Annotated in this window: 21 protein-coding genes; 3 read left to right on the top strand and 18 right to left on the bottom strand. The window is 63.8% G+C overall.

All coding sequences use genetic code 11. The annotated features are described in order from the left end of the window. Positions 1-149: 149 nt before the first annotated feature. Complete coding sequence (locus FJ978_RS24115) at positions 150-866, bottom strand: XRE family transcriptional regulator (RefSeq protein ID WP_140574485.1); 717 nt, start codon at positions 864-866, stop codon at positions 150-152. 258 nt (positions 867-1,124) lie between these two features. Here FJ978_RS24115 and FJ978_RS24110 point away from each other — a divergent pair, with 258 nt between their 5' ends. Further along, positions 1,125-2,483: an NAD(P)/FAD-dependent oxidoreductase gene (locus FJ978_RS24110; protein WP_013896769.1), complete on the top strand. Its 1,359-nt coding sequence runs from the start codon at positions 1,125-1,127 to the stop codon at positions 2,481-2,483. A 21-nt stretch (positions 2,484-2,504) separates the two neighbouring features. Here FJ978_RS24110 and FJ978_RS24105 read toward each other — a convergent pair whose 3' ends face one another. The 7 genes from FJ978_RS24105 to FJ978_RS24075 all read right to left on the bottom strand — a co-directional run bounded on the left by FJ978_RS24105 (position 2,505) and on the right by FJ978_RS24075 (position 10,872). Continuing rightward, complete coding sequence (locus FJ978_RS24105) at positions 2,505-2,882, bottom strand: GFA family protein (RefSeq protein ID WP_140574483.1); 378 nt, start codon at positions 2,880-2,882, stop codon at positions 2,505-2,507. Between the two features lie 37 nt (positions 2,883-2,919). Continuing rightward, positions 2,920-4,899 (bottom strand): ABC transporter permease subunit, encoded by a 1,980-nt coding sequence (locus FJ978_RS24100; protein ID WP_140574481.1) that lies wholly within the window; start codon positions 4,897-4,899, stop codon positions 2,920-2,922. Then, complete coding sequence (locus FJ978_RS24095; RefSeq protein ID WP_140574479.1) at positions 4,896-5,975, bottom strand: glycine betaine/L-proline ABC transporter ATP-binding protein; 1,080 nt, start codon at positions 5,973-5,975, stop codon at positions 4,896-4,898. The genes FJ978_RS24100 and FJ978_RS24095 overlap by 4 nt, the downstream gene beginning before the upstream one ends. A 75-nt stretch (positions 5,976-6,050) precedes the next feature. Continuing rightward, positions 6,051-7,025, bottom strand: a complete 975-nt coding sequence (locus FJ978_RS24090; RefSeq protein ID WP_140574477.1) for an ABC transporter substrate-binding protein — start codon at positions 7,023-7,025, stop codon at positions 6,051-6,053. Positions 7,026-7,472: 447 nt separating this feature from the next. Next, the gene (locus tag FJ978_RS24085; protein WP_013896764.1) at positions 7,473-8,237 is read right to left on the bottom strand and encodes an SDR family oxidoreductase; all 765 of its coding nucleotides are present in this window, start codon (positions 8,235-8,237) and stop codon (positions 7,473-7,475) included. A gap of 89 nt (positions 8,238-8,326) precedes the next feature. After that, a complete protein-coding gene (locus FJ978_RS24080; RefSeq protein WP_246678190.1) occupies positions 8,327-9,124 on the bottom strand; it encodes a DUF427 domain-containing protein in 798 nt (265 codons plus the stop codon). Positions 9,125-9,216: 92 nt separating this feature from the next. After that, positions 9,217-10,872, bottom strand: coding sequence for an ABC transporter substrate-binding protein (locus tag FJ978_RS24075; RefSeq protein ID WP_140574473.1), 1,656 nt, complete (start codon positions 10,870-10,872; stop codon positions 9,217-9,219). Between the two features lie 116 nt (positions 10,873-10,988). On the opposite strand from FJ978_RS24075, the gene FJ978_RS24070 reads away from it, so the two are divergent. Further along, positions 10,989-11,891 (top strand): LysR family transcriptional regulator, encoded by a 903-nt coding sequence (locus tag FJ978_RS24070; protein ID WP_140574471.1) that lies wholly within the window; start codon positions 10,989-10,991, stop codon positions 11,889-11,891. Positions 11,892-11,922: 31 nt separating this feature from the next. On the opposite strand, the gene FJ978_RS24065 is transcribed toward FJ978_RS24070, so the two are convergent. The 10 genes from FJ978_RS24065 to FJ978_RS24015 form a co-directional block, all read right to left on the bottom strand. Continuing rightward, the gene (locus FJ978_RS24065) at positions 11,923-13,980 is read right to left on the bottom strand and encodes an ABC transporter ATP-binding protein (protein WP_140574469.1); all 2,058 of its coding nucleotides are present in this window, start codon (positions 13,978-13,980) and stop codon (positions 11,923-11,925) included. After that, positions 13,973-14,851 (bottom strand): ABC transporter permease, encoded by an 879-nt coding sequence (locus FJ978_RS24060; RefSeq protein ID WP_013896759.1) that lies wholly within the window; start codon positions 14,849-14,851, stop codon positions 13,973-13,975. The genes FJ978_RS24065 and FJ978_RS24060 overlap by 8 nt, the downstream gene beginning before the upstream one ends. Then, on the bottom strand, positions 14,848-15,801 hold the full coding sequence (locus FJ978_RS24055; RefSeq protein WP_023764581.1) for an ABC transporter permease: 954 nt from the start codon (positions 15,799-15,801) through the stop codon (positions 14,848-14,850). The genes FJ978_RS24060 and FJ978_RS24055 overlap by 4 nt, the downstream gene beginning before the upstream one ends. Positions 15,802-15,872: 71 nt before the next feature. Next, entirely contained in the window at positions 15,873-17,537 is a 1,665-nt protein-coding gene (locus tag FJ978_RS24050; protein ID WP_140574467.1) for an ABC transporter substrate-binding protein, read from the bottom strand. Positions 17,538-17,801: 264 nt separating this feature from the next. Then, entirely contained in the window at positions 17,802-18,986 is a 1,185-nt protein-coding gene (locus FJ978_RS24045) for a mandelate racemase/muconate lactonizing enzyme family protein (protein WP_013896756.1), read from the bottom strand. A gap of 1 nt (position 18,987) precedes the next feature. Then, positions 18,988-20,094 carry a mandelate racemase/muconate lactonizing enzyme family protein gene (locus FJ978_RS24040; RefSeq protein ID WP_013896755.1) on the bottom strand — a complete coding sequence of 369 codons (1,107 nt, stop codon included), beginning with the start codon at positions 20,092-20,094 and terminating at the stop codon, positions 18,988-18,990. A 29-nt stretch (positions 20,095-20,123) separates the two neighbouring features. Next, positions 20,124-20,810: a GntR family transcriptional regulator gene (locus FJ978_RS24035; RefSeq protein WP_013896754.1), complete on the bottom strand. Its 687-nt coding sequence runs from the start codon at positions 20,808-20,810 to the stop codon at positions 20,124-20,126. Positions 20,811-21,127: 317 nt separating this feature from the next. Then, on the bottom strand, positions 21,128-22,279 hold the full coding sequence (locus FJ978_RS24025) for an efflux RND transporter periplasmic adaptor subunit (protein WP_013896753.1): 1,152 nt from the start codon (positions 22,277-22,279) through the stop codon (positions 21,128-21,130). Positions 22,280-22,294: 15 nt separating this feature from the next. Then, complete coding sequence (locus FJ978_RS24020; RefSeq protein WP_013896752.1) at positions 22,295-25,480, bottom strand: multidrug efflux RND transporter permease subunit; 3,186 nt, start codon at positions 25,478-25,480, stop codon at positions 22,295-22,297. Continuing rightward, complete coding sequence (locus FJ978_RS24015; protein ID WP_013896751.1) at positions 25,465-25,719, bottom strand: hypothetical protein; 255 nt, start codon at positions 25,717-25,719, stop codon at positions 25,465-25,467. The genes FJ978_RS24020 and FJ978_RS24015 overlap by 16 nt, the downstream gene beginning before the upstream one ends. 245 nt (positions 25,720-25,964) lie before the next feature. Between FJ978_RS24015 and FJ978_RS24010 the strand changes: the two genes are divergently transcribed. Further along, positions 25,965-26,555, top strand: a complete 591-nt coding sequence (locus FJ978_RS24010) for a TetR/AcrR family transcriptional regulator (RefSeq protein ID WP_140574465.1) — start codon at positions 25,965-25,967, stop codon at positions 26,553-26,555. Positions 26,556-26,648 lie beyond the last annotated feature (93 nt).

The raw sequence follows: 26,648 nt of genomic DNA, 5'->3' as shown, positions 1-26,648 counted from the left end.
CGCGGTTCGCCCCCCTCTGTCCTGCCGGACATCTCCCCCTCAAGGGGGGAGATCGAATGTCACTTCGGCCTTCGCCAGCCGTCAATGCTGCAAAAGAGACCGTCGCGAGCCGCCGATCCTCCCGGGACCATGGGAAGATCGAGCTCCGCTCAACCCGCGCTCTGTGGATAGCAAATAATCGACAGATACCGCATCGGCAGCTTCGTCAGCTGCTCCGGCCCATGCGGCGCATCGGCGTCGAAGAACAGGCTGTCGCCGGGTTTCATCGGGTAGAGGTTGCTGCCGTGCCGGTACACGACTTCGCCCTCCAGCATGTAGAGGAACTCCATGCCCTCGTGCTGGAAGGTCGGGAACACATCGGAATCCTCGGTCAGCGTGATCAGATAGGGCTCGACGACGACGCCGCTGGTGTTGGAGCCGATATGGCCGAGCAGATTGTACTGGTGGCCGGCGCGGGTGCCGCGGCGCTCGACGTCCAACCCCTGGCCGGCCTTGACGAAGACCGCACTGCGCTCCTCCTCGAAGCGGCGGAAGAAGGCTGTCACCGGAACGCCGAGCGCGCGTGACAGCGCCTGCAAGGTGGTCAGCGATGGCGAGGTGATGCCGTTCTCGATCTTCGACAGCATGCCGAGCGAAATGTCGGTGGCGACCGCCAGATCGGCGACCGTGATGCCGAGCTTCTTGCGGAACGCCCGCACCTCGCGGCCGATCGCGACCTCCAGCACTTTCTCGCGGGTGTCGCGAATGGCATGCGGGTTCTGCGTCAGCGGCGCCCGGATGGTCTTGCCGTCCGCCGAGACCTTGGGCAACGGCTTTGCCTTTGCGGGTCCTGGACCGGCCTTGGAATCGGAAATTGTCTTCGCCATCTCGCCCCCGAACCCAGAAGATTTATTTCACTCAAGGTGAACATGTCAGGTGCCGATACAGGAGCGCAACCGCGACGGCAAGCCATCTTATGTCGCACGCGCCAGTCCGGCTATCGCGGCCGCCGCGGGTTTTTCGCCCGGAATCCATTGTGCGCAAATGCAGTTCGCGCAGATGTCTGTTGACAGCACCGAAGCGCCAATTACTGTCCTGTCAGTGAAATTTGTTTCGCTGGGGAAATCAAGAAGAGGAGGCCCGGAATGAACACTCGCGTTGCCGTCATCGGAGCCGGCCCGTCCGGTCTGGCTCAGCTCAGGGCCTTCAAATCGGCTGAAGACAAGGGCGCCGACATTCCCGAAATCGTCTGCTTCGAAAAGCAGTCCGACTGGGGCGGCCTGTGGAACTACACCTGGCGCACCGGCCTCGACGAGCATGGCGACCCGGTGCACGGCTCGATGTACCGCTACCTCTGGTCGAACGGACCGAAGGAGTGCCTGGAATTCGCCGACTACACTTTCGAGGAGCATTTCGGCCGGCCGATCGGCTCCTATCCGCCGCGCGCCGTGCTCTGGGACTACATCAAGGGCCGCGTCGAGAAGTCGGGCCTGCGCAAATGGGTGCGCTTCAACAGCCCGGTGCGCATGGTGACGTTCTCGGACGAGACCAAGAAATTCACCGTCACCGCGCATGACCGCACCAACGACGTCACCTATTCGGAAGAGTTCGACAATGTCGTCGTCGCCTCCGGGCATTTCTCGGTGCCCAACGTTCCGTATTTCGAAGGCTTCTCGACCTTCAACGGCCGCATCCTGCACAGCCATGATTTCCGCGACGCGATGGAGTTCAAGGGCAAGGACATCCTGATCATCGGCCGTTCCTATTCGGCCGAGGACATCGGTTCGCAATGCTACAAATACGGCGCGAAATCGATCACCTCCAGCTACCGCTCCAAGCCGATGGGCTTCAAATGGCCGGAGAACTGGAAGGAGGTGCCGCTCTTACAGAAGGTCGTCGGCAAGACCGCACATTTCAAGGACGGCTCGACCAAGGATGTCGACGCCATCATCCTGTGCACCGGCTACCTGCATTCCTTCCCGTTCTTGACCGACGACCTGAAGCTCAAGACAGCCAACCGCATGTGGCCGCTCGACCTCTACGAAGGCGTCGTCTGGGAGAAGAACCCGCAACTCTCCTACATCGGCATGCAGGACCAGTTCTACACCTTCAACATGTTTGACGCGCAGGCCTGGTTCGCCCGCGACGTCATCATGGGCCGTATCAAGCTGCCGTCGGCCGAGGCGATGGCCGAACACGGCGCCAAATGGCGGGCGCGAGAGGAGACGCTCGAAGACGCCGAGCAGATGATCTGGTTCCAGGGCGACTACACCAAGGAGCTGATGGACCAGACCGATTATCCGGGCTTCGACGTCGAGGCGGTCAACCAGACGTTCATGGAATGGGAGCACCACAAGGCGGAGAACATCATGGGCTTCCGCGACCACGCCTACCGCTCGCTGATGACCGGCACCATGGCACCGCTGCACCATACGCCTTGGCTGCAGGCGCTGGACGATTCGATGGAAAGCTATCTCGAGGTGAAAGGCGTCGCGGCCGAGTAGTGGCCCCAGGAGGCTTTGGCGTCAGCCTGGCACAATGACCCAGCCGTGGCGGCGCTTGTCGTAGACTGATTTTGTCGGCGCCGGGAAGGACGGATCGGCGAAACAGCCGACGGCCACGGCGACCGCCTCCGGTTTTCGTGACGGATACCAGAACACGGTAGACCCGCACGTTCCGCAGAAATGGAAGCTGATCGGGAAGCCGCTGTCGGAATCGCGTTGGAATGTCTTCGATTGGCCCCGGATCTCGGTCGCCGCGGCGTCGAAGAAGGCCGCGATGCCAAACGGGCTGCCGGTCCGCCGCTGACAGTCGAGGCAATGGCAAAGCGACACCAGGATCGGCTCTTGCGGGCAATGTATCCGCAATTGTCCGCAGGTGCAGCTGGCTACCCTGCTGGTCATTCTCTTCTCTCCTTTTGGTGGTATTGGCGGTTGAGTATTACCCCAGTCTCGCCCGTGCCTTCGCCGTCCAGGCATTGAACAGCCGGTCGGCGACGATGCCGATGAAGGCGATGGCGAGGCCGGCGACGATGCCGCGGCCGGAATCGGCCTTCGACAGCGCGATGAACACCTCCTGGCCGAGGTCGCGGGTGCCGACCATGGCGCAGATGATGATCATCGCCAGCGCCATCAGGATCGTCTGGTTGACGCCGAGCATGATTTCGGGAAGCGCCAGCGGTAATTGCACACGGAAAAACGTCTGGCGCGGCGTGCAGCCCGAAACCTTGGCCGCCTCGATCAGCGCCGGCGGCACTTGCCTGATGCCGTGATTGGTGTAGCGGATGGCTGGCACCACGGCGAAGGCGATCGTGGCGATCATCGCGGTGACGTCGCCGACGCGGAACAGCATCACCACCGGGATGATGAAGCAGAAGGACGGCAGCACCTGCAGCGTGTCGATGACGGGCGTGACGATCTTCTCGAAGCGGTCGCTGCGCGCGGCCATCAGGCCGATCGGAATGCCGATCAGGCAGGCGATGAAGGCCGAGATGCCGCAAAGATAGACCGTTGCCATGGTCTTCTCCCACAGGCCTGTGACCGCGCAGAAAGCGGTCAGCGCTGCGACTAGGGCAGCCAGCCTCAAACCTGAAAACTGATAGCCGGCAAGGCCGAGCAGCAATACCGCACCCAGCCACGGAAAGCCTTCGCAGAAGGCGCGCACCGGGTTCAGCACGTTGAGGATCAGCGCCACGCGAAACGCTTCGATCGTGTCGAAGAAGTTGATGGTGACCCAGTTCACCGCCGCCTTCCACAACGGCGCCGTGGTGAAGGTGATCGCCTTCGGCACCGCCGCGAAGGCCGGCACGAACAGGCCGATCAGAGTGGTGACGGCAAGGATGGCGATGGCCAGTGTCAGATTGGGGTAGCGCCGCCAGAAGCTCGGGCTCGCCTCCTGGTGGACATTGCCCTTCGCCTGCTTGTGGGCGATGGCCTGGCTCAGCCGGTCGAGCGCGATGGCCAGTGCGACGATCGCGAGGCCGGCTTCCATCGCCTCGCCGACCTTCAGGGCGCGCAACGCCAAAAGCACGTCGTAGCCGAGGCCGCCGGCGCCGATCATCGAGGCGATGATCACCATGTTGAGCGCCAGCATGATCACCTGATTGACGCCGACCATCAGCGTCGGCCGTGCCGAGGGCAACAGCACGCGCCACAGTTTCTGCCGCGCCGTGCAGCCGGCCATCTCGCTGAAATCGTCGATCTCGGACGGCACCCGCGACAGGCCCAGCATCGTCGCCCGCACCATCGGCGGCGTGGCGAAGATAGCGGTGGCGATCATCGCGGACACCGGGCTGTTGCCGAACAGTAGCAGCATCGGGATGAGGTAGGCGAAGGTCGGGATGGTCTGCATCAGGTCCAGGGCAGGGGAGACGATGAGCCTCTCGGCCCATGGCTTGCGCCACGCCCAGATGCCTGCGAACAGCCCGGTCACGATGCAGAACGGCACGGCGATGGAGATCAGCGCCAGCGTCAGCATGGCGCTGGTCCATTGGCCGAACAGCGCGATGTAGAGAAAGCAGCCGCCGACCAGCAGGCCGAGTTTTCTGCCGCCGGCGGCATGCCCGGCGATGAAGGCGGCAGCGCACACGCCGACCCAGGACAGCCGCGGCAGGACATTGGCGTCCGCACCGTGGCCGATCTTGAAACTCTTGGCGAGGAGATTGAGCGCGAAGTCGAGCGGCACGCCGAGCACGGCGGTGATCGAGCGGGTCAGCCACGACAGGTTCGACTTGATCCAGCGCATAAATGCGCTGACCCAGTCGGCGACCGGCACGATGGCGCTGGCCGGGTAATTCACCGCCCAGGGCAGGCTGTCCTGCAACAGGAACAGCACCAGCACGGCGGCCAGTGCGAGCGCCCAGATCGCCAGCCACAGCTGAACCGGCGGCCTTGCCTCGCTGGCGCTTGCCGTGACGGTCATACGCCGACCCCGGAACGCTCGATGCCGGCCAGCAGCTCGATCACCGCTTGCGGCGTCACTTCGCCGATCGGTTTGCCCGTACCGTTGACCACCGCGAACGGCTTGCCGGCGGACACGATGGCGGCCGAGAAGCTGGCGATCTTGGCCTCCGGCGCAACCGTGCCACCGTGCTCCGAACCATCGCAGGCGCGCATCAGGCCGCGGGCCGAAATCACCTTGGCACGGTCGACGTCGCGGGTGAATTCGGCGACATAGTCGGTGGCCGGATTGACCACCAGCTCCTCCGGCGCGCCGATCTGGATGACCTCGCCATCCTTCATGATGGCGACGCGGTCGGCCAGCCTGATGGCTTCGTCGAAATCATGGGTGATGAAGACGATGGTCTTGTGCAGCATGGTCTGCAGCCGCATCAGCTCATCCTGCATCTCGCGGCGGATCAGCGGATCGAGTGCGGAGAACGGCTCGTCGAGGAACCAGATTTCCGGTTTTGTCGCCAGGCTGCGGGCGATGCCGACACGCTGCTGCTGGCCGCCGGAAAGCTCGCGCGGATAGAAATGCTCGCGCCCGCGCAGGCCGACGAGCTCGATCACCTCGCGCGCCCGCGCCTCGCGCGTCGCCCGGTCCTGCCCCTGGATGCTCAAGGGAAAGGCGATGTTGTCGAGCACGTTGAGATGCGGCAGCAGCGCGAAATTCTGGAACACCATGCCCATGCGATGGCGCCTGAGCTCGATGAGGGCTGCGTCGGAAATCTTGAGCAGGTCCTTGCCCTCGAATTCGACCTTGCCATGTGTCGGCTCGACCAGCCTCGACATGCAGCGCACCAGCGTCGACTTGCCGGAGCCGGACAGGCCCATGATGATGAAGATCTCGCCTTGGAGGATCTCGAGATCGACGGCGCGCACCGCGCCGACCAGGCCGGCGGCAGTGACGTCGGCCATGCTGGCCTTGCCGTCGCGCTCGCGGATGAAATTGGCCGCGTTCGCCCCGAACAGTTTCCAGACATTGCGGCAGGCAAGTTTTACCGGGCGGCCATCCGTACCCGGTTGAACCGCCCCCTGTTCAGTCCCGTCCGTCATCCAATCGTCCTTCTGGAACATCGACCATGGAGGCCCGGCCGATCGGACGGCCAGGTCTCCTTCCAGTCGGAACGGTCACTGCGCCCAGGCTTTCCAATCCGCCTCATGGGCGGCGATCCAGGCGGCGGCGACATCTTCCGGCGTCTTGCCGTCGAGGTCGATCTCGCCGCTCATCTTGTTGAGTTCGTCGGTGTCGACCGTGTAGGCCTTGGCCACCTTGTAGGCGACCGGCCATTTGTCCTTCATGCCGGACCAGGAGTATTTCCAGATTTCGCCATGCGGCTTGCCGCAATCATATTTGGCGTCCGGGTTCACGCCCCATTTCGGGTCGTTGTAGCATTCGGGCGTGTATTCGGGGAATTGCACCCATTCGCCCTTGTACTTGGCCGGTGCCCAATGTGGCGAGTATATCCACAGCATGATCGGCGCCTTGCGCTGATAGGCTGAATCGAGTTCGGCGAACATCGCCGCATCGGTGCCGGCATGGATGACGGTGAAGGGCAGCTTCAGTGCTTCGACGCGTTCGTCGTCAAAGCCTTCCCAGGTCACCGGGCCGCCAAGATAACGGCCCTTCGGCGCGGTCTCTGCCGTCGAGAAGGCCTCGGCGCATTTCGGGTCCTTCAGCGCTTCCCAGTTGGGCAGGCCGGGGCATTTCTCCTTCATGTATTCGGGGAACCACCATTCTTCCTTGGCCTTCGGACCGAGCTTGCCGAGCCGTTCGGTCTGGCCGGTCGCATCGGAGGCCTTCATGGCCTCGCCGGCGGTCGTGTCCCAGAACTCCAGGCCGACATCGAGGTCGCCATTGGTGAGGCCGGTGGTCAGGCTGGAGAGGTAGTCGGCGGTCGGATATTCGACGGTGTAGCCGAGCTTTTCGAGAATGCCGCCAAGGATCTTGGCGTTGAGGTTGACGCTGGTCCAGTCGAACAGCGCGATCTTGATCGGGTCGTTGGATTCCGGTGCCGCGGCTTTGGCGGAAGGCGTCAGCAGGCTCAGCGTCGCCAGCGCCACGGCGCCCAGCGATAGTTTCGAAATTCTACTGCGAAGTGACATGCTTGTTCTCCTTCAAGCTGTGACGGTTATCGTTCGTTCCCTTCTTGCGTCTTTTTCTGCCGTTCTGGGTCTTTCCCTGATTGTGTTGGAAAGACCTGTCGTTGCGCAAGGCCGTTGCCGCTCTGACGCGGCCAAAGCCGGCGCAGGCGAGATTGTGCTGAATTGGGGGTGATGAAATATGCCGGGAGGGTCAGCGTCATGGCTGCCGACGGATCGCTGCGGGAGCGATCACCTGCGGATCAATTGCCACTCCTGCGGCGCCCTGCACGGTGCAAGCCATCAAGGTCCCATGATCTCGGCTGTCGGTGCGGCAAGCCCCTTCTTGCCACGGCCGTTTCATAGGATGAAATTATATATACCAACGTTCATCGCGCGCAACGACTAAGGCTTCGCGAGATGCATAAATTCAGACTGCTGGCGAAGACCGGCACCCGACCGCCGGCATTCCTACCAGCAGACGTAGCCGCCATCGACGATCAGGTCGAGGCCGGTGACGAAGCTCGATGCGCGACTGGCCAGGAACACCGTCGGCCCGACCATTTCCTCCGGTGTCGCCATTCGACCCATGGGCGTGTCCCGCTTGAAGATCTTGATCTCTTCAGCGACCTCCGGCCGTTTGTTCATGGGCGTCAGCGTGTAGCCCGGGCTGACGGCATTGACGCGCAGGCCGCGATCAGCCCACTCCATTGCGAGGCTCTTCGACATGTGGATGACGGCGGCTTTCGAGGAATTGTAATGCGCCTGCGTCAGCCCGCGATTGACGATGGTGCCCGACATCGAGGCGATGTTGATGATCGAGCCCTTGCGCCGCGTCAGCATCTTGCGCGCCTCGGCCTGGCAGGACAGGAACACGCCGGCGACATTGACCTCGTGCACCTTCCGCCACGTCTCCAGCGACAGTGTTTCGGCAGGTTCGGAACCGGCAATGCCGGCATTGTTGACCGCAACCGTCAGCGCACCGAGTTCAGCCTCGACACGATCGATCGCGGCTGCGAGGTCGCTCTCCGATGTCACCGTGCCGGTCAATACCAGCGCCCTGCGGCCAAGTGCGGTGATCCGCTGCGCTGTTTCGTCCAGCCCGCCCTTCGACGCATGGCCGAAACAGGCGACGTCGGCGCCAGCCTCGGCCAGTCCGATCGCGATTGCCTGGCCTATGCCGCTGCCCGCGCCAGTAACCAGTGCGACATCGCCGTCCAGTTTGAAAAGATCCATCATACCCCTCCCTGCTCAGGGAAGGTATGCGTTGTACCATGCTTCGATCAAGCGTCCTGTGGGCCCAAGCGGGTTGCAGTTCGCAAGGCTCAGAAATATCCGTCCGAAGCAGCCGTGGCCTCCTTCGGGATTTCGACGCCGTCGACCAGGATCTTGTCGACCAGTTCGTGGTGGAAGCAGACCAGCCCCTTGATGCGCTCGGCCTCGTGCACCGGCTCCGGATAATACCAGACCATGTTCTCGTGCCGCTTCTTGCCGGTCGTCACGTGATAGTAGTTGGAGAGGCCCTTGTAGGGGCAGCGTGAGATGTAGCGGCTGGGCGCGAACATATCGAGCCGCGTGTCGGAGATCGGCAGGTAGTGGCGCACCGGATGGCCGGTCTCGAACAGGAACACGCCACGGCGTGAATCGGCGACCTGTTCGCCGTCGAGGATGACCTGCACCCGCCGCGAGGAGGGCAGGCAGTCGACGCGGCGGAACGGATCGCGGGCGTGCACGAAGATTTCTTCGTCCTCTTCATACCAATGCGTCATCTTGGGCCAGTAGAAGGACAGGTAATCCGAGAGCAGCGGCGATCCCTTGACCGGGTCGAGGTAACGCCAGGCGGCATCCTCGACCAGCGTGATGCCGGTGTTGAGCGAATAATGCGTGGCGACACCCTTGAACGGGCTCTCGGTCGTCGTCGCGCTCGGCAGCAGGAACTCCTCGCGCACGTCGCTCAGCGGGAAGTAGTAGACCGGCAGGTGATCGCTCTCGTAGAGCACCAGCGCCTTGGTCGTGTCAGCGACGATCATCGATCCGACCTGCACGCGCAGCCGCTTCTGCATCGGCATGGTGAAGGCGACGTAGCCCGGCTCGAACTCATACTGCACGATGGTGTCGAGCAAGGGGAAATGCGGTCCGCGACCGCGCAAATGAGGCTTGCGAATGGTAGTCTCCCGTTTTCTTGTCTTGGCGGCCGCGCGGTTGGACACGGGCGTCAGCCTATGGATACTCGATCGAGCAGCAGCCCGGCGGCGATTGGCGGCAGGCCGCTGACATTCTTGCGCACCGGCACCAGCAGGTCTGGGAAGTAGCTGAAGATCACCGGCGTCTCGTCGAGCAGCAGCTTCTGGATGTCGGAAGCCGCCGCGCGCTGTGCGCCGATGTCCAGCGCCTTCAGGTAACTGGTGACCATGCCGTCATAGGCCGGGCTCTTGAAATGCGCCGCGTTCCACGGGCCGTCGCTGACCAGCGGGCTCTTGAGGAACACATTCGGCACGCTGCGATGCGCGTAGTCGGTGATCCCAAGCGGGCTGTCCAGCCAGTCCGACTGGCCGAACACTGCCTTGCCGTAATATTTGTCCTGGTCCTCGATGTTGAGCGCGATGCGGGCGCCGATCTCCTTGGCGAAGTTCTGGAACAGCTGCGCGTAGCCCGGAATGTCGGAATAGCGCAGCGTCGTCAGCGTGTTGTCGAAACCGCCAGCGAGACCCGCTGCCTCGAGCAGTTGCTTGGCCTTAGCGATGTCCTGGACACGCTGTGGCACAGATTTGTCTGTCGCGGGGAAGGCCGGCGCGAACGGGCTGTCGTTGCCGGTCGCCGCCATGCCGCGGCACAGGCCATCGACCAGCTTGGAACGGTCGATGCTGAGCGCCAGCGCTTGGCGCACGCGCTTGTCGGTGAACGGGCCGGTGTCGCAGCGCATATGGAGTTGGCGATGCGCGGTCGAGGCGACACGCAGCACGGTGATGTCGGGACTGTTCAGCACGACCTGGCTGACATCGAGCGGCACCGCGTCGAGGATGTCCACCTCGCCGGCCTGAAGCGCCAGGATGCGCGGCTGCACGTCGCCGTAGAATTTGAACTCGAGCCGGTCTGGCAGCGCCTTCTCGCCCCAATAATCGGGGTTGCGCACGAAGGTCGCGCCGACCTTCGGCGTGTAGCTCTCCATCCGGAACGGGCCGGTGCCTTCAAAGGTCTTCTCGTAGTCGCCCTTGTAGCTCGCCGGCAGGATGACGGCGTTGTAATTGTCGATCGACACCGAATAGGGAAAGCTGCCGTTCGGCGCGTCGAGATGGAAAGCGACGGTGTGGTCGTCGACCTTCCTTGTGCCGCCCTTCGACAGCAGGCCCTTGAAAACCGAAAGCGCGTTCGAGGCACCATTGGGATCGGCCAGCCGGTCGAAGGTCGCGACGACGTCGTCGGCCTTGAAGTCCTCGCCATTGTGGAATTTCACGCCCTTGCGCAGCTTGAAGGTCCACACGCTGCCGTCTTCGTTCGGCGGCCAGCTTTCCGCCAGCACCGGCTTCAGGGTGAGATCCGGCTGCGTGATGCAGAGAAATTCGGCGGTCTGGAAAACCAGCTGGTAGCTGCCGCTGTCATAGTAGGTGACAGGATCGATGGCGCCGCCGGGCGTGGCCACGCCGGCGCGCACCGTGCCGCCGGGTTTGCCCTCGGCGCTGGCTTTCTGCGTGCCGAGGCCGGCAGCGGCGACAAGGCCGCCCAGGAACGGCAGGGAGAGGCCGAGAACGCTGCCATGGCGCAGGAAATCGCGTCGGTCGAGCCTGCCTGCCAGCAATTCGTCAACAGCGGAATTTTCGATTGCTGTCAGGTTTTTGCGAGCGGCGTCGATCGTCATGAAATGCTTCGGCATGGCTGCATTCCTCGCTTGCCCTTGGGGGATCGGCCATTTAGGTCATTGTTGACCGCAGCCGGAAAGCGATATTTTTTGATGGGGTCCATCGAAATTTTCGATGCAGGAGCAAAGCCATGGATACCGAAAACCTGCGCAGTTTCCTGGAGGTTGCCGAACATGGCAGCTTCACCGTCGCCGCCAATCGGCTGAACCTCGCCCAGTCGACCGTCAGCGCGCGGATCAGGGGGCTGGAGGAGCAGTTGGGGCGGCGGCTTTTCGTGCGCGATCGCGATGGCGTCACGCTGACGCCGGCCGGCCGGCAGTTCCTGCCGCATGCTTCCTCGATCACCCGCACCTGGGAGCAATCGCGGCAGGACATCGCCGTTCCCGATGGTTATGAGACATTGCTGCGGCTGACCGCACCCGCCTATTTGTGGGATTTGATCACCTCGCCATGGGTCGAGTGGATGCGCGCCAAGCGGCCGAACGTGGCGCTGCGGCTCGAAGGCAGTTTCCCGGATCTGGCGATCGACCAGCTGGCGGAAGGCCTGCTCGACATCTGCATTCTCTATCTGCCGCGCCCGCATCCCGGCATCGTCTATGAAACGCTTGCCGTCGATCAGGTGGTGCTGGTCCAGCATGCCGCGCAGACGAAGCCGTGGACCGAGAACTACATCTTGATGGACTGGGGGCTCGAGTTCCGCATCGAGCACGACCGCGCCTTTGCCGGCATGGTCAAGCCGGCCATTTCGGCCGGGCTGGTTTTCATCGGCCTGCAGCATGTGCTGTCGCGGCAAGCAGCCGCCTATCTGCCGCTCAGCGCCGTCAGCGGCCATATCGAACGCGGCGAGATGCGGCGCATCGACAACACGCCGGTGTTCCAGCGGCCGATCTATCTTGCCTATCCCTCCAACCCGGTCTCCTCGGATGTCCTGGATGTCGCGTTGACCGGGCTGCGCTCGCTGGCCAAGGACTGGACCAGCGATCAGGGTTTTTCGGAAGGCGACCGCTCCTTCAGCATGGCCGGCCGGATGTGACCGGCCAGGCAATCACCCGCGCGATGCCTTGCTATGCCGGCTCGGTCACCGGCGCCTTCTGCAGCCTCGCCAGCTCCGCATAGGGAATGTGGCATCGGATGGAATGCCCGGGCTGTGCTTCGGCGAGCGGCGGCTCCTGCTCCTCGCAGATCGGGCCGATCTTGCGTGGGCAGCGCGTGTGGAAGACGCAGCCTGAGGGCGGATTGGTGGCGCTGGGGATTTCGCCGTCGAGGCGAATGCGAGCCGTCTCCGTCTGGTCCAGTCTTGGAACCGCCGACAGCAGCGCCTCGGTATAGGGATGGTGCGGCCCGGAGAACACTTCTTCCGATGGCCCGAGCTCCATGATGCGGCCGAGATAGAGGACGGCGATCTTGTCGGAGAGGTAACGCACCACGCCAAGGTCGTGCGAGATGAAGATGTAGCTGACGTCTTCCTTCGACTGCAGGTCGGCGAGCAGGTTGAGGATGGCCGCCTGCACCGAGACGTCGAGCGCCGAGGTCGGCTCGTCGCACACCACGATGCGTGGATCGCCGGCGAAGGCGCGCGCGATGGCGACGCGCTGCTTCAGGCCGCCCGAAAGCTGGCGAGGCTTGACCGCCAGATGCCGCTCGGTCAGCCGCACCGAACGGATGAGGTCGTTGAGACGGGCCTCCAGCGCCTTGCCGGAGAGGCCCGCCAGCCGCTTCAGCGCCCGGCCGATCAGGTGGCGGATCGAATGCGAGCGATTGAGTGCCGAATCCGGGTTCTGGAAGACGATCTGCATCGCCTTGACCTGGTCGTCGCCGCGGTTCTCCAGCCGAGGCGCCAGCACCTTGCCCTCGAGCTCGATGGTACCGCCGTCATCGGGCGGCACAAGACCAAGCAGCAGCCTGGCGAAGGTGGTCTTGCCGCTGCCGGATTCGCCGACCAGCCCGAGCGTTTCGCCCGGGCGAAGATCGAGCGAGACGTCCTTGACGGCGCGCAAGGCATGGCCATGGCTGGCATAGGTCTTGTTCAGCCCCGTGACGCGCAGCACGGGTGCTGCCGCCGGCTTTGGCACGGGCGCCACATCGCTCGGCGTGGCGCGCGGCAGCGATTGCGCCTTGTCGTGATGGAAGCAACGCGACAGCCGCTTGCCTCGCTCGTCGCTCAGATCATAGAGCGGCGGCAATTCGGTGCGGCAGCGGTCGTCCGCGAGCGCGCAGCGGTCGGCGAAGGCGCAGCCCTTGATGTCGGCGCCAATGCCCGGCAGGAAGCCCGGAATGGTGTCGAGCCGGCCCTGGTCCTTGCGTTGGCCGCCGCGCGGCAGGCAGCGCAAGAGCGCCACCGTATAGGGGTGGCGTGGATCGTTGAACACAACATCGGTCGGTCCTTCCTCCACCAGCATGCCGGCATAGAGAACGCCGACACGGTCGCACATGTTGGAGACGACGGCGAGGTTGTGGCTGATGAACAGGATCGACGCCGACAGCTCCTGCCGGAGCTGCGCGATCAGGTCGAGCACCTCGGCCTCGACCGTCGCATCGAGGCCGGTGGTCGGCTCATCGAGGATCAGCATCGAGGGGTCGTTGGCCAGCGCCATGGCGATCGCCACGCGCTGCTGCATGCCGCCGGACAGCTGGTGTGGGTAACGCTGTATGACGCTCGTCGGATCGGAGATGCGCACCCGGTTGAGCATGGCGACGGCGCGATCGGTGGCTGCCTGGCCCGTGATGCCGCCAAGCTCGAAGATCTCGGTCAATTGCCGGCCGACGCGGATCGAGGGGTTCAGCGCCTTGCCGGGATCCTGATAGACCATCGAGACGCTTTCGGCGCGAGCGCGCCGCAGGGCCTCGCCGTCGAGCTTCATCACATTCTGGCCGTCGAGCGAAATCGCGCCGCCTGTGATCGAACCATTCCTTGGCAAATAGCGCACGACGGTGAGCGCCACGGTGGATTTGCCGCAGCCGGATTCGCCGACCAGCCCATAGGCCTCGCCCTGGCCGATGTTGAGGCTGAGATTGCGCAGCACCGCCCGGTTGCGGCCGGCGACCCGGTAGGCGACCGATAGGTCGTGCAGTTCGAGGGCGTTCTCCGCCTTTGTGTATTGGACCGTGGCGGGGTCAATCATTGAGCGCTCCGTGAACGCCGTCGGCCGCCAGATTGACGCCGATCACCAGCGAGGCGATGGCGAGCGCGTCGAACAGCACCGTCCACCAGAAGCCGCCGCCGATCATGCCGTAATTGCTGGAGATCGACAGCCCCCAGTCCGGCGACGGGGGCTGGATGCCGAAACCCATGAAGGAGAGTGTCGCGACCGCGAAGATGGCATAGCCGAGCCGCACGGTGGTCTCGACCAGGATCGGCGGGATGACGTTGGGCAGGATCTCGACGAACATCGTATGCAGCGCACTCTCGTGCCTGAGTTGGGCTGCGGCGACATAGTCGAGTTCGCGCTCCGCCAGCACCGCCGAGCGCACGGTGCGGGCAATGATCGGTGCGAAGCTGAGGCCAATGACGACGATGACCGTGGTCTTGGAGGTGCCGAGCGCCACGATGGCGAGCAGCGCCACGATGACCACGGGAATAGCCATGAAGGCTTCGAGGATGCGGCTGACGACATCGTCGACGAGCCCACGGAAATAGCCGGTGAGCAGGCCGAGCGCGGTGCCGGCGATCGTCGCCAGCAAGGTGGCCAGCGGGGCGACGGTCAGGATGTCGCGCGAGCCGACGATGACGCGCGAGAAGACGTCGCGGCCGATCTGGTCGGTGCCGAACCAATGTTCGGATGAAGGCGGCGCCAGCGCGTTGATGATGTCGTCGGCAAGCGGATCGTAGGGTGCGAAATGTTCGCCAAACAGCGCGCAGGCGACCCAGAACATGACGATGGCGAAGCCGACGAGGAACGTCCGCGAGCGCAGCAGGGAGAAAAAGACTTCCGCCACCGCGCCGCGCCGGCGCGTATCGTCTTGTGCGGGTGAGGTGGTCTGGACGACGCTCATTGATCTGACCCCAGCCGGATGCGTGGATTGAGCACGGAATAGAGGAAGTCGGCGATCAATGTGGCCACCGCATAGACGATGCCGATGGTGAGGATGCCGGATTCCAGCATCGGGAAATCCTTGCCGCGCGCGGCGGTGAAGATCAGCGAGCCGATGCCCTGGTAGCGAAACAGCGTCTCGATCACCACCAGGCCGCCGATGAGGTAGCCGGTTTGCGTTGCAATCACGGTGATGGTCGGCAGCAGCGCATTGCGCAGCACATGGCGCCAGATCACCGTGCGCCAGGGCAGGCCCTTGAGCACCGCCGTTCGCGTATAGTCGGAATCGAGCGCCTCGATCATGCCCGAGCGCGCCATGCGGGCGATATAGCCGAACAGCACCAGGAACAGCGGCAGCGAAGGCAGGATCAGATAATAGAGTTGGGTGAAGAAGCCGGCGTCCTTCGGCCATGCGGCCGAGATCGGCAGCCAGCGCAACCAGACACCGAAGATCAGGATCAGGATGATGCCGGTGACGAACTCCGGCAGCACCGTCACCGACAGGCCGCCCAGGCTGATGATGCGGTCGAGCGGGCGGTTGAGGTTCAGCGCGGCCACCACCCCGCCCAGGATACCGATCGGCACCACCAGCACGAAGGCGACCGCCGCCAGCTTCATCGAATTGCCCAAGGCATCGATCACGAACGGCGCCACTGGCGAGCGGAATATGTAGGACGTGCCCATGTCGCCCCGGATAAAGTTCCAGATCCAGGTCGCATATTGGGTGAGCAGCGGGCGATCGACGCCAAGCGTGTGATTGAGCGCGTCGACCGCGCGCTGGTCGGCGAACGGCCCCAATATGGCGCGTCCGACATTGCCGGGCAGAACCTGGCCACCCAGGAACACCATGATGCTGAGCAGGAACAGCGTCACCAGCGACAGCGAGACACGCCGGGCAAAGAAGGAGAGAATGGCTATGACTCCTTGTGGAGCCAGCCCCCTTGCAGGAGCTGGCTGTCAGAGGATTGGCTTTCCCTTGCTGGTCAGGCTTTCGATGCCTTGTCGAGGAACAGCTGCGACATGGCGGTCGGCTGCACGCCGGCCACGCCCTTCGCCGTCGCCGTCAGGTAGTCGTAGAAATAGCCGAAGATGACCGGCGTTTCCTCGAGCAGCAGCTTCTGGATCTTGCCGGCGTCGGCCTTCTGCGCCTCCAGATCGAGCGCGGCGATATAGCTGGTCGCCAGCGCGTCGTAGTCCTTGTTCTTGAAATGCGCCGCGTTCCAGGTGCCGTCGCTCTTCAGCGGAGCGGCAAGATAGACATTGGGCACGCCGCGGTGGCCGTAATCGGTGATCCCCATGACCGAATCCAGCCAGTTCGATTTGCCGAACACCGCGTCGCCATAATAGCCGCTCTGGTCGAGGATGTTGAGCTCGAGCTCGATGCCGATCTCTTTGACCCAGTTCTGGATGAGCTGAGCATATTCGGGGATTTCGAGGTAGCGCTCGGTGGTCAGCGTGATCTTGAAGCCCTTGCTGGCACCGGCGGCTTCCATCAGCTGCTTGGCCTGCGCGATGTCCTGCTTGCGCTGCGGCACGCTCGTATCGGTTGACGGATAGACCGATGCGAACGGGCTGTCATTGCCAGCCACGGCGCGACCCTTCATCAGACCCGCGACCAACTTGTCGCGATCCATGCTGAGGGCGATGGCGCGGCGCACGCGGGCATCCTTCAGCGGGCCGTCGTCGCAGCGCAGATGCAGTTGCTGATGAGCCGAAGACTTCAGGCTGATGATGTCGATGCTCGGATCGTTGAGCAGGGCGACGCCGGCGAGCACCGGCATCTGGTTGATGATATCGACCTGGCCGCCTTGCAGCGCCAGGATCATCGGCTGCACGTCGGTGAAGAAGGTGAATTCGGTGCGCTCCGGCAGCGCCTTCTCGCCCCAGTAATTGTCGTTGCGGACAAAGGACGCGCCGACCTTCGGCGTATATTTCTCGACCTTGAATGGGCCGGTGCCGTCGAAGCTCTTCTCGTAATCGCCCTTGTAGTCAGCCGGAATGATGACGGCGTTGTAATTGTCGGACGACAGCATGTAGGGGAAGTTGCCGTTCGGCGCGTCGAGGTGGAATTCCACCGTGTAGTCGTCGACCTTCTTGCTGGCGCCCTTCGACAGGATGCCGGTGAACACCGACAGCGCGTTGGACGAATTGGCCGGATCGGCGAGGCGGTCGATGCTCGCCACCACGTCCTCGGCCTTCATCTCGCCGCCTGAGTGGAATTTTACGCCCTTGCGCAGCTTGAACGTCCACACCGAGCCGTTGTCGTTCGGCTTCCAGCTTTCGGCCAGTGCCGGCTTGAGCACGAGGTCGGGGCCGTCCACGCAGAGGAATTCGGCAACCTGCTGCATGATCAGCAGGCCGCCGGCGTCGGCGATGGTGACCGGGTCGATGGCCGCTGCCGGCACGCTGCTGGCGACGCGGATGGTGGCGCCGGGAGCGCCCTGGGCGCGGGCGAGCGACGGCATGCCACTGAGGCCGGCTGCCGTGGTGATGCCGCCCAGAAGCGGCAGCGACAGGCCGAGCAGGCTGCCATGGCGGATGAAGTCGCGGCGGCTGACGCGGCCGTCGACAAGACCGTCGATCAGGTGATTTTCAAGCGGCGAGCGGTTGCGCCGGATCAGGTCGAGAATGCGGTAGTTCTTGCTCATGGGTTTAACCCTTTCCCCTGTTTCTTATGGCTGAAGAATGCATTTCCAGTTGACGAAATTCCGTGGAGTTCTCCTGTCCAGGTCGTCAATGTTGTCGGTCGACGGAACTGTAGCACGCGGTTTTCCCCGGTCCATCCGATCCTCGCGGCGGAGGGGTCAGATTTTCTTGAGGCAATGCTTCCACCCGTCCGGTCTTGCCGTCACGACACGATCGCGGCGACGAACCGTTGTTCTTGAACACGCCTCCTTTTCGTCCTCATTCTCCTAGTTCAGCGGCAAACGGCGGTATGTCCCGGGCGCAGCCGGGTCGTGATATTTGTTGCAGGGGCCGTTCTCGGTGAAATCGCGATGGCAGGCCGCGAGGTTTTCCCGCGACAAGGTGATGCCGAGACCGGGGCCTTCCGGCACGCGCACGACATTGTTCCTCGGCGAAAACGGCCCTTCCTCGGTGATATCGGTCGGCTGCATGCGAAACAGCGACTGGTTCGGCTCCCGGATCCAGCCCAGCGCCGCGCACAGATGCAGGTAGGCGGCGCTGCCGATGCCGCTGTCGCCGCTGTAGCACCAGAAGTCGATGCCGGCGTGCTCGCAGGCGCCGACGAAGCGCAGCATGCGGCCGATGCCGCCATGCACGGTCGGGTTGCCGACGAAGGCGTCAGGCACCTTGAGGTCCATGGCGCGCGCGATGTCGATGTTGTGGGTCGAGAACGGGATCGAGCAATGGCGCCGCAGCTCCCGCATCTCCTCGATCGTCGCCACCGGATCTTCCCAGTTGCGCACGCCGAGATCCTCCAGCGGTCGCGCCAGGCGCCGCGCGGTGCTGAGCGAATAGGCCTGGTTGGAATCGATGCGGATCATCGCGTCGTCGCCAAGCTTCCTGCGGATCAGCTCGACCATTCTCAGCGAGATTTTCGGATCCTGCGTCGAGAATTTGCCTTCGAAGAAAGTCGTTCCATAGGTCTCGTGCAACTCGACGCAATAGTCGGCGACTTCCTCCGGCGTCGTTTCGCCTTTCACCTTCGGCCCGTCGCCGCGCAGAGAAAAATAGTCGGTGAACGGGATGTCCTTGCGCACGGCGCCGCCAAGCAACTGGTAGAGCGGCTGGTTCCACGCCTTACCGCGCAGATCCCAGAACGCCATCTCGATGGCGCCGAACGCCATGATGCGGGTGCGGTCGTTGATCGACTGCACGCCGGTCCAGAAGGGAAGGCAGACATGCTCGGCGCCGGCGATGTCGAAGGCGTCGCGGCCGACCAGGCGTTGTGCCAGGATATCATTGACGATGGCGGCGGCCGCCGGCGTCGGCGCCTCGCCGACGCCGATCAGCCCGTCCTCGGTTTCGACTTCGACGATGGTCTGCGAAAATCCGTCGAGCTCGCCGAACACCCAGCCATAGGGCGCTTCGAGGCGCAGATTGATCGGCGTGGCCTTGATGCTGCGGATTTTCATCTCAGCGGCCGATCTCGAAGAACGGTGCGCCAAGCAGGTCGGGAACGACATCGATGCCGAGGCCCGGTCCGTCCGGAATGCCCATGCGGCTGCCCGTGACCGGCGGCATGTTCGACGCCGTGCGCACCGTCACCCACTCATGGAAGGCGATAGCGTGCAGCCGGCGCTCTTCCGGCGTCGACAGCGACAGGTGCGCCATGGCGGCGGTGTCGATCTCGGCGCCGCCGGTGTCCTCGACCGTCATCATGAAGCCGAGGTCGACGGCAACGTCGCGGATCAGACGCGTCTTCGTCACGCCGCCGAGCCGCGAGATCTTCAGCGTCAGCCCATCGGCCGCACCCCGGCGATGGATCTCCAGCATTTCCTCGAGCGAGGTGACGGATTCGTCGAGCACCATCGGCTTGTCGAGCATACGGCGCACCGACATATTCTCGTCGATCGTCGTGCAGGGCTGCTCGAACGTATAGTCGATGGCGCGCGTGGCATCGGCGAACTGGCGCGCCTGGTACGGCGTCCAGCCGGCATTGGCGTCACAGAAGATGACCGTGCCTTTCGGCACCGAGGCGGCGACCGCGGTGACGCGCTCGATATCGTCATGGACATTGCCGCCGACCTTGACCTGCAGCCGGTGGAAGCCATCCTTGACGATCCGCTTGGCCAGTGCGGCCATGGCGTCGACGCTGCCATGGGTGACGACCTTGTAGAGCTCGGCGGTGTCGCTCTCCTTGCCGCCCAGCAGCGTGACCAGCGGCACGTCGGCGGCGCGCGCGGCGAGATCCCAGCAGGCCATGTCGAGCGCCGACTTGATGTAGGGATGGCTCTTGAACACCGTGTCCATCAGCCGGCCGATGCTGGCCAGCCCGCGCGGGTCGTGGCCGATGAGGTGCGGCGCGATTTCCGGCACGCCCGCGCGCGCTCCCATCGGAAACGCGGGCGAGTAAAAATTGCCGAGCGGCGCCATCTCGCCCCAGCCGGTCAGTCCGTTGTCGGCGGTGATGGCGACAATCACCGCGTCGAAGGCGTCGGCCTCACGTCCCTTGGACATGCGGTAGGGCCCGTCCACGAAGGGCTGCACGACGTGATAGGCTCTGATGGTTTGGATCTGCACGTATTTGTCCGTTGGCTGGGATGTCTGGGTCAGGCGCCCGGGCGCTGTTCGAGGCCGCGCGCGTAAGAGAGCAGCTCTTCGAAGTCGAGGCTGATATGTTCGCGGGCATGACGCTGGGCAGCGCGCATGTCGCGGCCCTTCATCAGTTGCACGTAGATCTCATGGACGTCTTCGGCCGGCACCGGCTCCTTGCGGGCCTGCTGATGCAGCGCGAAATACATCTGCAACCGGCTGATCAGCCGCTGCCAGGTTTCCAGCAGCACCGAATTGTCGGCCCACTCGTAGATCAGGCCATGCAGTTGCAGCGCCGTTTCGATCTGCCTTGTGGTGTCGAGGTCGCGTGTCGCCTGCTTCACCGCTTCATGGCGGCGGTCGAGCTCGTCGAAGAAACGCTGGTCGCGCTGTGGCCATGTCTGTTCGATCGCGAACTCGTCCAGCACCTTGTTGAGCGAATAGGCGTCGTCGATGTCCTTGGCGGTGACATCGATGACGAAGGTGCCGGCATAGGGAATGCTGGTCAGGATGCCTTCCTGCACCAGCTCGCGCATCGCCTCGCGTAATGGCGCGCGGCTGACCCGCATCTGTTCGGAGATCCTGAGCTCGTTGAGCTTCTGGCCGGGCGCCAACTGGCCGGTCAGGATCGCGCGCCTGAGCAGCGCCACGATTTCGGCGCGGCGCGTGGTGTCGGCAATCGGACTGAAATCCGTCTTCCCCATCCGGCCCTCCAGCGAGAACAGAGGGTAAGACAATCAGATTGTCGACAATCTAACAAGACGCCATTTTCGGATTTTTCATTTTCGCTAGGGCAACGCGATCCGTGATGCGGATGGCGCAGACCGATCTGGACGCAGGCCGCCTGATCGCGCTGTCGCCGGTCTCGGTGCGCCTCCGGTCACCCCTATTGCGCTTTCATGCCGTCGGCCCAGGCCGATCGCGCCGACGTGGCCGCTCTTGTCGGCCTGCTCGTGAAAACGGCGCCCGCGACCTGAGAAAAGGTCGAGGGCGCCGCGCGGAAACCGGGCCTGCGGGGGTGTCAGGTAGCCGGTTTCTGTGGCAGTGGCGAGATCGGCATTCCAGGTCCGATCTTCTGCAGATTGCCTGTTATCACCTGGTCGCCTTCGGAGACGCCGCTCAGGATGGCCACCAGGTCGCCGCTGGTCGGCCCGAGCGAGACCAGCCGCTGGTCGACCGTGTTGCCCTTGCCGACGACGTAGAGATATTTGCCGAGCTGGCTCGAACCCAGCGCCGTCTGCGGCACCATCAGCGCATCGGGCTGCTGCTTGATGTGCAGCCGCACCCGGACATATTGTCCGGGCATGAGCGTGAACTTGGCGTTGCCGATCGTGGCGCGCGCGGTGATGGTGCCGGTCGAGTGGTCGACCGTGTTGTCGATGAAGGTGAGTTCGCCCTTCTGGCTGGTCTCGGTTTGACCCGGAAGCAGCACCTCGACTTCGATCGGGCCGGCAGCGCGGGCCTGTTCGATCTCGGTCAGGTCCGTCTCGCTCGGATTGAAGGTGACGTAGATCGGGTCGAGCTGCACCAGCGTGTTGAGCACCGTGCCGGCGACGCTGACCAGCGTCCCGACCGAGGCCTGGTTGCGGCCCAGACGCCCGTTGAACGGCGCATGGATTTGCGAGTAGCTCAGGTTGAGTTCCGCCGTGCGCACTGCCGCCTGATTGAGCGCCAGCGATGCTTGTGCCTCGCGCAAGGTGCTGGTGCGCTGGTCGAAGCTGTCCTTGGCCAGATAGCCACTCTTGGCAAGTTCGCTACCACGTCCGAGATTGGACCGTGCATAGTCGAGCGTTGCCGTGTCGCGCTGGACCTGGGCTTGCGCCTGGTCGAGAGCGGCCTGGAAGTCGTCGGGCGAGATCTTGTAGAGAAGGTCGCCCTGCCGGACATCGGCGCCGTCTTGCGCTGTCTGTTCCTGCAGGTAGCCAGGCACGCGCGCCTGCAGCGTGATGCTGCGGATCGGTTCGATCCGCGCGGCATAGTCGAGGTAGATCGGGATCGTCTTCTTGACGACGCTTGCCACCGGTACCGGCATGACGAACGCCGCCGGGGCGGGCGCCGCTCCGGCCGTGCCGGCATTGAGGCTCAAATTACCCATGTCGAGCAGGTGAACGCTCGCCACCGAGATCGCGCCCAGCGCGACAGCCGTTCCCAAAGCGATTTTCCATTTACGCATGATCAGTCTCCAATCTTATTCGGCCGCTTCCGCCAGGGGAGGGAAGGCGGTTTCGGCAGTTGGTTCAGAATGTTGTGAGGCCGGCTCGCCGCTTTCGCGGCGTTCGCGCAGCTGTTCGATGACCGCGTAGAAGACCGGCACGAACACCAGCGACAGGATGGTCGCGGCGACCATGCCGCCAAACACGGTGGTGCCGATCGACTGGCGGCTCGATGCACCGGCGCCGGTCGCGAACATCAGCGGCAGCACGCCGAGGATGAAGGCGAAGGCCGTCATCAGGATCGGCCGCAGCCGCAGACGCGCGGCTTCCATCGCCGCCTCGACGATGCTCAAGCCCTCCTCGCGCCGCCGTCTGGCGAACTCGACGATCAGGATGGCATTCTTCGCCGCCAGTCCGATCAGCATGACGAAGCCGATCTGCGAATAGACGTCGATCTGCATGCCGCGCACCGAGAGCGCCGCGAAGGCGCCGAACAAGGCCAGCGGTACCGCCAGCAGCACCATGAACGGCATCGCCCAGCTCTCATACTGCGCCGCCAGGATCAGGAAGACGAAGACGATGGCGAGGCCGAAGACGACCGATGCGATCGATCCTGCCTTGAGTTCCTGGAAGGTGATGCCGGTCCATTCGAAACCGAAATCCCTCGGCAGGGCCGTTGCGGCAGCCCGTTCCATGGCGGCGACCGCCTGGCCCGAGGAGAAGCCCGGTGCGGCACCGCCGTTGATCGAGGCCGATGCATTGTTGTTGTAGTGCGGCACGGTTTCCGGTCCGACGAACGGCACCAACTTGCCCAGCGTCGAGAGCGGCACCATGCCGCCGGAAGCATTGCGCACATAGAGCCGAGAAATGTCGGCAGCACCCGCGCGTGCGTCCTTGTCGGCCTGGATGGTCACCCGGAAGGTGCGGCCAAACAGGTTGAAGTCGTTCACGTAGAGCGAGCCGAGATAGATCTGCAGCGTGTTGAACACGTCAGGCAGGTTGAGGCCGAGCAGCTTCGCCTTGGAGCGGTCGAGGTCGTAGTTGAACTGCGGCGTCGACGTCGAGAACGGCGAGAACAGCTGCTGCGGATTGATTTCCGGCTGCTTGCGCGCCTCGGCGATCACGGCTTGCGTCGCATCGTTGAGGGCTGTGCTGCCACGGCCGGTGAGATCCTCGACGACGAATTCGAAGCCGCCCGTGGTGCCGATACCAGGGATGGAAGGCGGATCGAAGCTCAGCGCAAAGGCCTCCGGAATCTGCATCAGCTTGCCGCGCACGTCGGCGACGAGCTTGGAGGCGCTCTGGTCGGGACCGCGCTCCTCCCAGGGTTTCAGGATGGCGAATTCGACCGCCGAGTTCGACTGCGCAGCACTGGTCAGGAAGTTCAGGCCGCTGATCGAACCGACGATGTCGACGCCGGGCGTCGCCTGCAGGATGTCGCGCGCCTTCTTGGCCACCGCGTCGGTGCGTTCCAGCGAGGCGCCGTCGGGCAGCTGGATGACGACGAAGAAGTAGCCCTGGTCCTCGACCGGAAGGAAGGTCGAGGGCAGTTTCTGCCAGACGAAGTAGGTGGCGACCAGTCCGGCTGCGAACAGGCCGAGCATGATCCAGCGCAGGCGGATGAGGAAGCGCACGCCATGGGCGTAGGCATGCGACAGCTTGTCGAAGCCACTGTTGAACCAGCGGAAGAGCACGAACTGCGTGCCCTGGCGATAGCGCAGGAAAGCGGCACTGAGCGCCGGGCTGAGCGTCAGCGAGTTGAAGGCGGAGATGCCGACCGAAATCGCCACTGTCAGCGCGAACTGGTTGTAGAGCCGCCCCGAGACGCCGGGAATGAAGGCGACCGGCACGAACACCGCCATCAGGACGGCGGTGGTGGCGATGATCGGGCCGGTGACTTCGGCCATGGCGGCCTTGGTCGCCGCCAGCGGTTTCAGCCCAGCCTCGAGCTGTCGTTCGACGTTCTCGACCACCACGATGGCATCGTCGACGACAAGTCCGATCGCCAGCACCATGCCGAGGAGCGAGAGCATGTTGAGCGAGAAGCCGAGCATCTCCATGACCACGAGCGTCGCCACCAGCGAAACCGGGATGGCGATGGTTGGAATGATGGTCGTGCGCCAGCTCTGCAGGAAGACGAACACCACGGCGACGACCAGCACCAGGGCTTCGCCGAGCGTGATCAGCACGTCATGCATCGACGCCGAGACGAAGCGCGTCGTGTCGTAGTGCATGGCGTAGGAAACGCCCTTGGGGAAACGGCCCGACAGCTCCTGCATCTTGTCCTTGACGCGCTGCTGCAGATCGAGCGCGTTGGAGCCCGGCATCTGGTAGACGGCGAGCACCACGGTCGGATCCTTGCCGAAGAAGGCCGACGATGAATATTGCAGCGCGCCGAGCTCGATGCGGGCAACGTCGCGCAGCCGCACCAGCGAGCCGCTGTCGGTGTTGGCGCGCACGACGATGTCGCCGAATTCCTTCGGGTCGCTCAAGCGGCCGACGGCGTTGACCTGCATCTCGAAGGCGGTGCCGGCCGGGGCCGGCGACTGGCCGATCTTGCCGGCCGCCACCTGGACGTTCTGTTCCGCGATGGCATTCTGGACGTCGACGGCGGTGATGCCGAGATTGGCGAGCTTGTCCGGGTCGAGCCAGACGCGCATCGAATAGCGCCGCTCGCCGAAGATCTGTACGTCGCCGACGCCTTGCAGCCGCTTCAGCGGATCGACGACCTGCAGATAGGCAAGGTTCGAGAGCGCCACCGGATCGACGGAACTGTCGGGCGAGGTGAGATTGACGATCAGAACGAAATTCGGGTTCTGCTTCTTGATCGTCACGCCGCCCTGGTTGACGATCGCCGGCAGCGACGAGGCCGCCTGCGAGACGCGGTTCTGGACGTCGACGGCGGCCGTGCTCAAGGAATAGCCGACATCGAAGGTGATGGTGATGGTCGAGGAGCCGTCATTGGAGCTCGTCGACGACATGTAGGTCATGCCTTGCACGCCGTTGATCTGCTGTTCCAGCGGCGTCGTCACCGTATCGGCGACGACCTGCGCGCTGGCGCCCGGATAATGGGCGCTGACCACGACCTGCGGCGGTGTGATGTCGGGGAACTGCGAGACCGGCAGCAGAAAATAACAAATCGTCCCGGCGAGCACCATGATGATGGCGATCGCCGAGGCGAAGATCGGACGATGGATGAAAAAGTTTACCACGACACACATGCCTCGCCGGCTGCTCTTGCCCTGCCGAAGGCACTGGCAAGCCTGGACAGTTTTTGGCCGCGCTCGTCGCTGGAAGCTTCCAGCGAACGCAGCAGCGGCACCTTGCGACGCTGCCCATTGGCGAGCGAGCGAAGCATTGTCTCGAAGGCGCGGGGATCGACCCCATCTGCTTTCATGACCAGCCGGATCATCGGATCCCGGACGGCCTCATCTATGGTAAGATCGCGGCGCTGTGGCATTGGCCGGCTCCTTGTCTGTCGATTCGCAGCCCATGCTCGCGAACCGTTTTTTCATCTCTTCACCGGCCGAGGCCGCATGATTGGCAGTTTTTCCACCCCTCGATCTGGCAGGACCAGTTCACGGTCTTGTTATTGACGACGGGCGACATAGGTGTTACCAGTAAGTAACATTTGCATAGTTACAGACCGGTAACACCCTAGTCAAGAGGTGGCCGAGGGTTTTTAGGAAACGAAAGGAGATCATGATGACAGACGGCGTCGTGGAGCGCCCTCGTCCCCGGGATCGGATCCTGGAGACGGCGCGTGACATGTTCCACAAGCACGGCATCAAAGGCGTTGGCGTCGACGCCATCACCGAAGCTGCCGGCACGAACAAGATGACGCTTTATCGTCACTTCGAATCCAAGGACGATCTGATCGTCGAATGCCTGCGCGCCAATGCGTCCAAGGCCGGCGCGATGTGGGAAGCCTTCGAGGCCGAATTTCCGGGCGACAAGCTCGCGCAGCTTCACGCCTGGGTTCGCAAGGCGGCCGCCATGCTCAATGCCGATGGTCGCGGCTGCGACATGGCCAATGCCGCGGCCGAGCTGACCGAGCCCGACCATCCGGCCCGACGCGTGATCAAGGAACTCAAGGAAGCCCAGCGCGAACGTCTTGTGGCGCTGTGCCGGGATGCCGGCATCGGTCAGGCAGAACTGCTCGCCGATACGCTGTCGCTGCTGTTCGAGGGCGCGCGTGTCAGCGTGCAGACCGTGGGCGCCGAAGGGCCAAGCGCGCAGTTCGTGCGCATGGCCGAGGGGCTGATTGTTTCTTTCCGGGGCACTGCCGCCAGCTGAAGTGATCGGCCGCGCGTTCCATTCAACTTGTCGTGCGGTCTAGGCGATGCCTGGTGCCCTTTGGCGCCGGGCAGCACTGCAATTCCTGCCAAC

This window comes from Mesorhizobium sp. B1-1-7 (assembly GCF_006442705.1).
In the GTDB taxonomy this organism is placed as follows: domain Bacteria; phylum Pseudomonadota; class Alphaproteobacteria; order Rhizobiales; family Rhizobiaceae; genus Mesorhizobium; species Mesorhizobium opportunistum.
The sequence above is the reverse complement of the archived record's forward strand: the minus strand, read 5'-3'. Positions and strand labels throughout refer to the sequence as shown.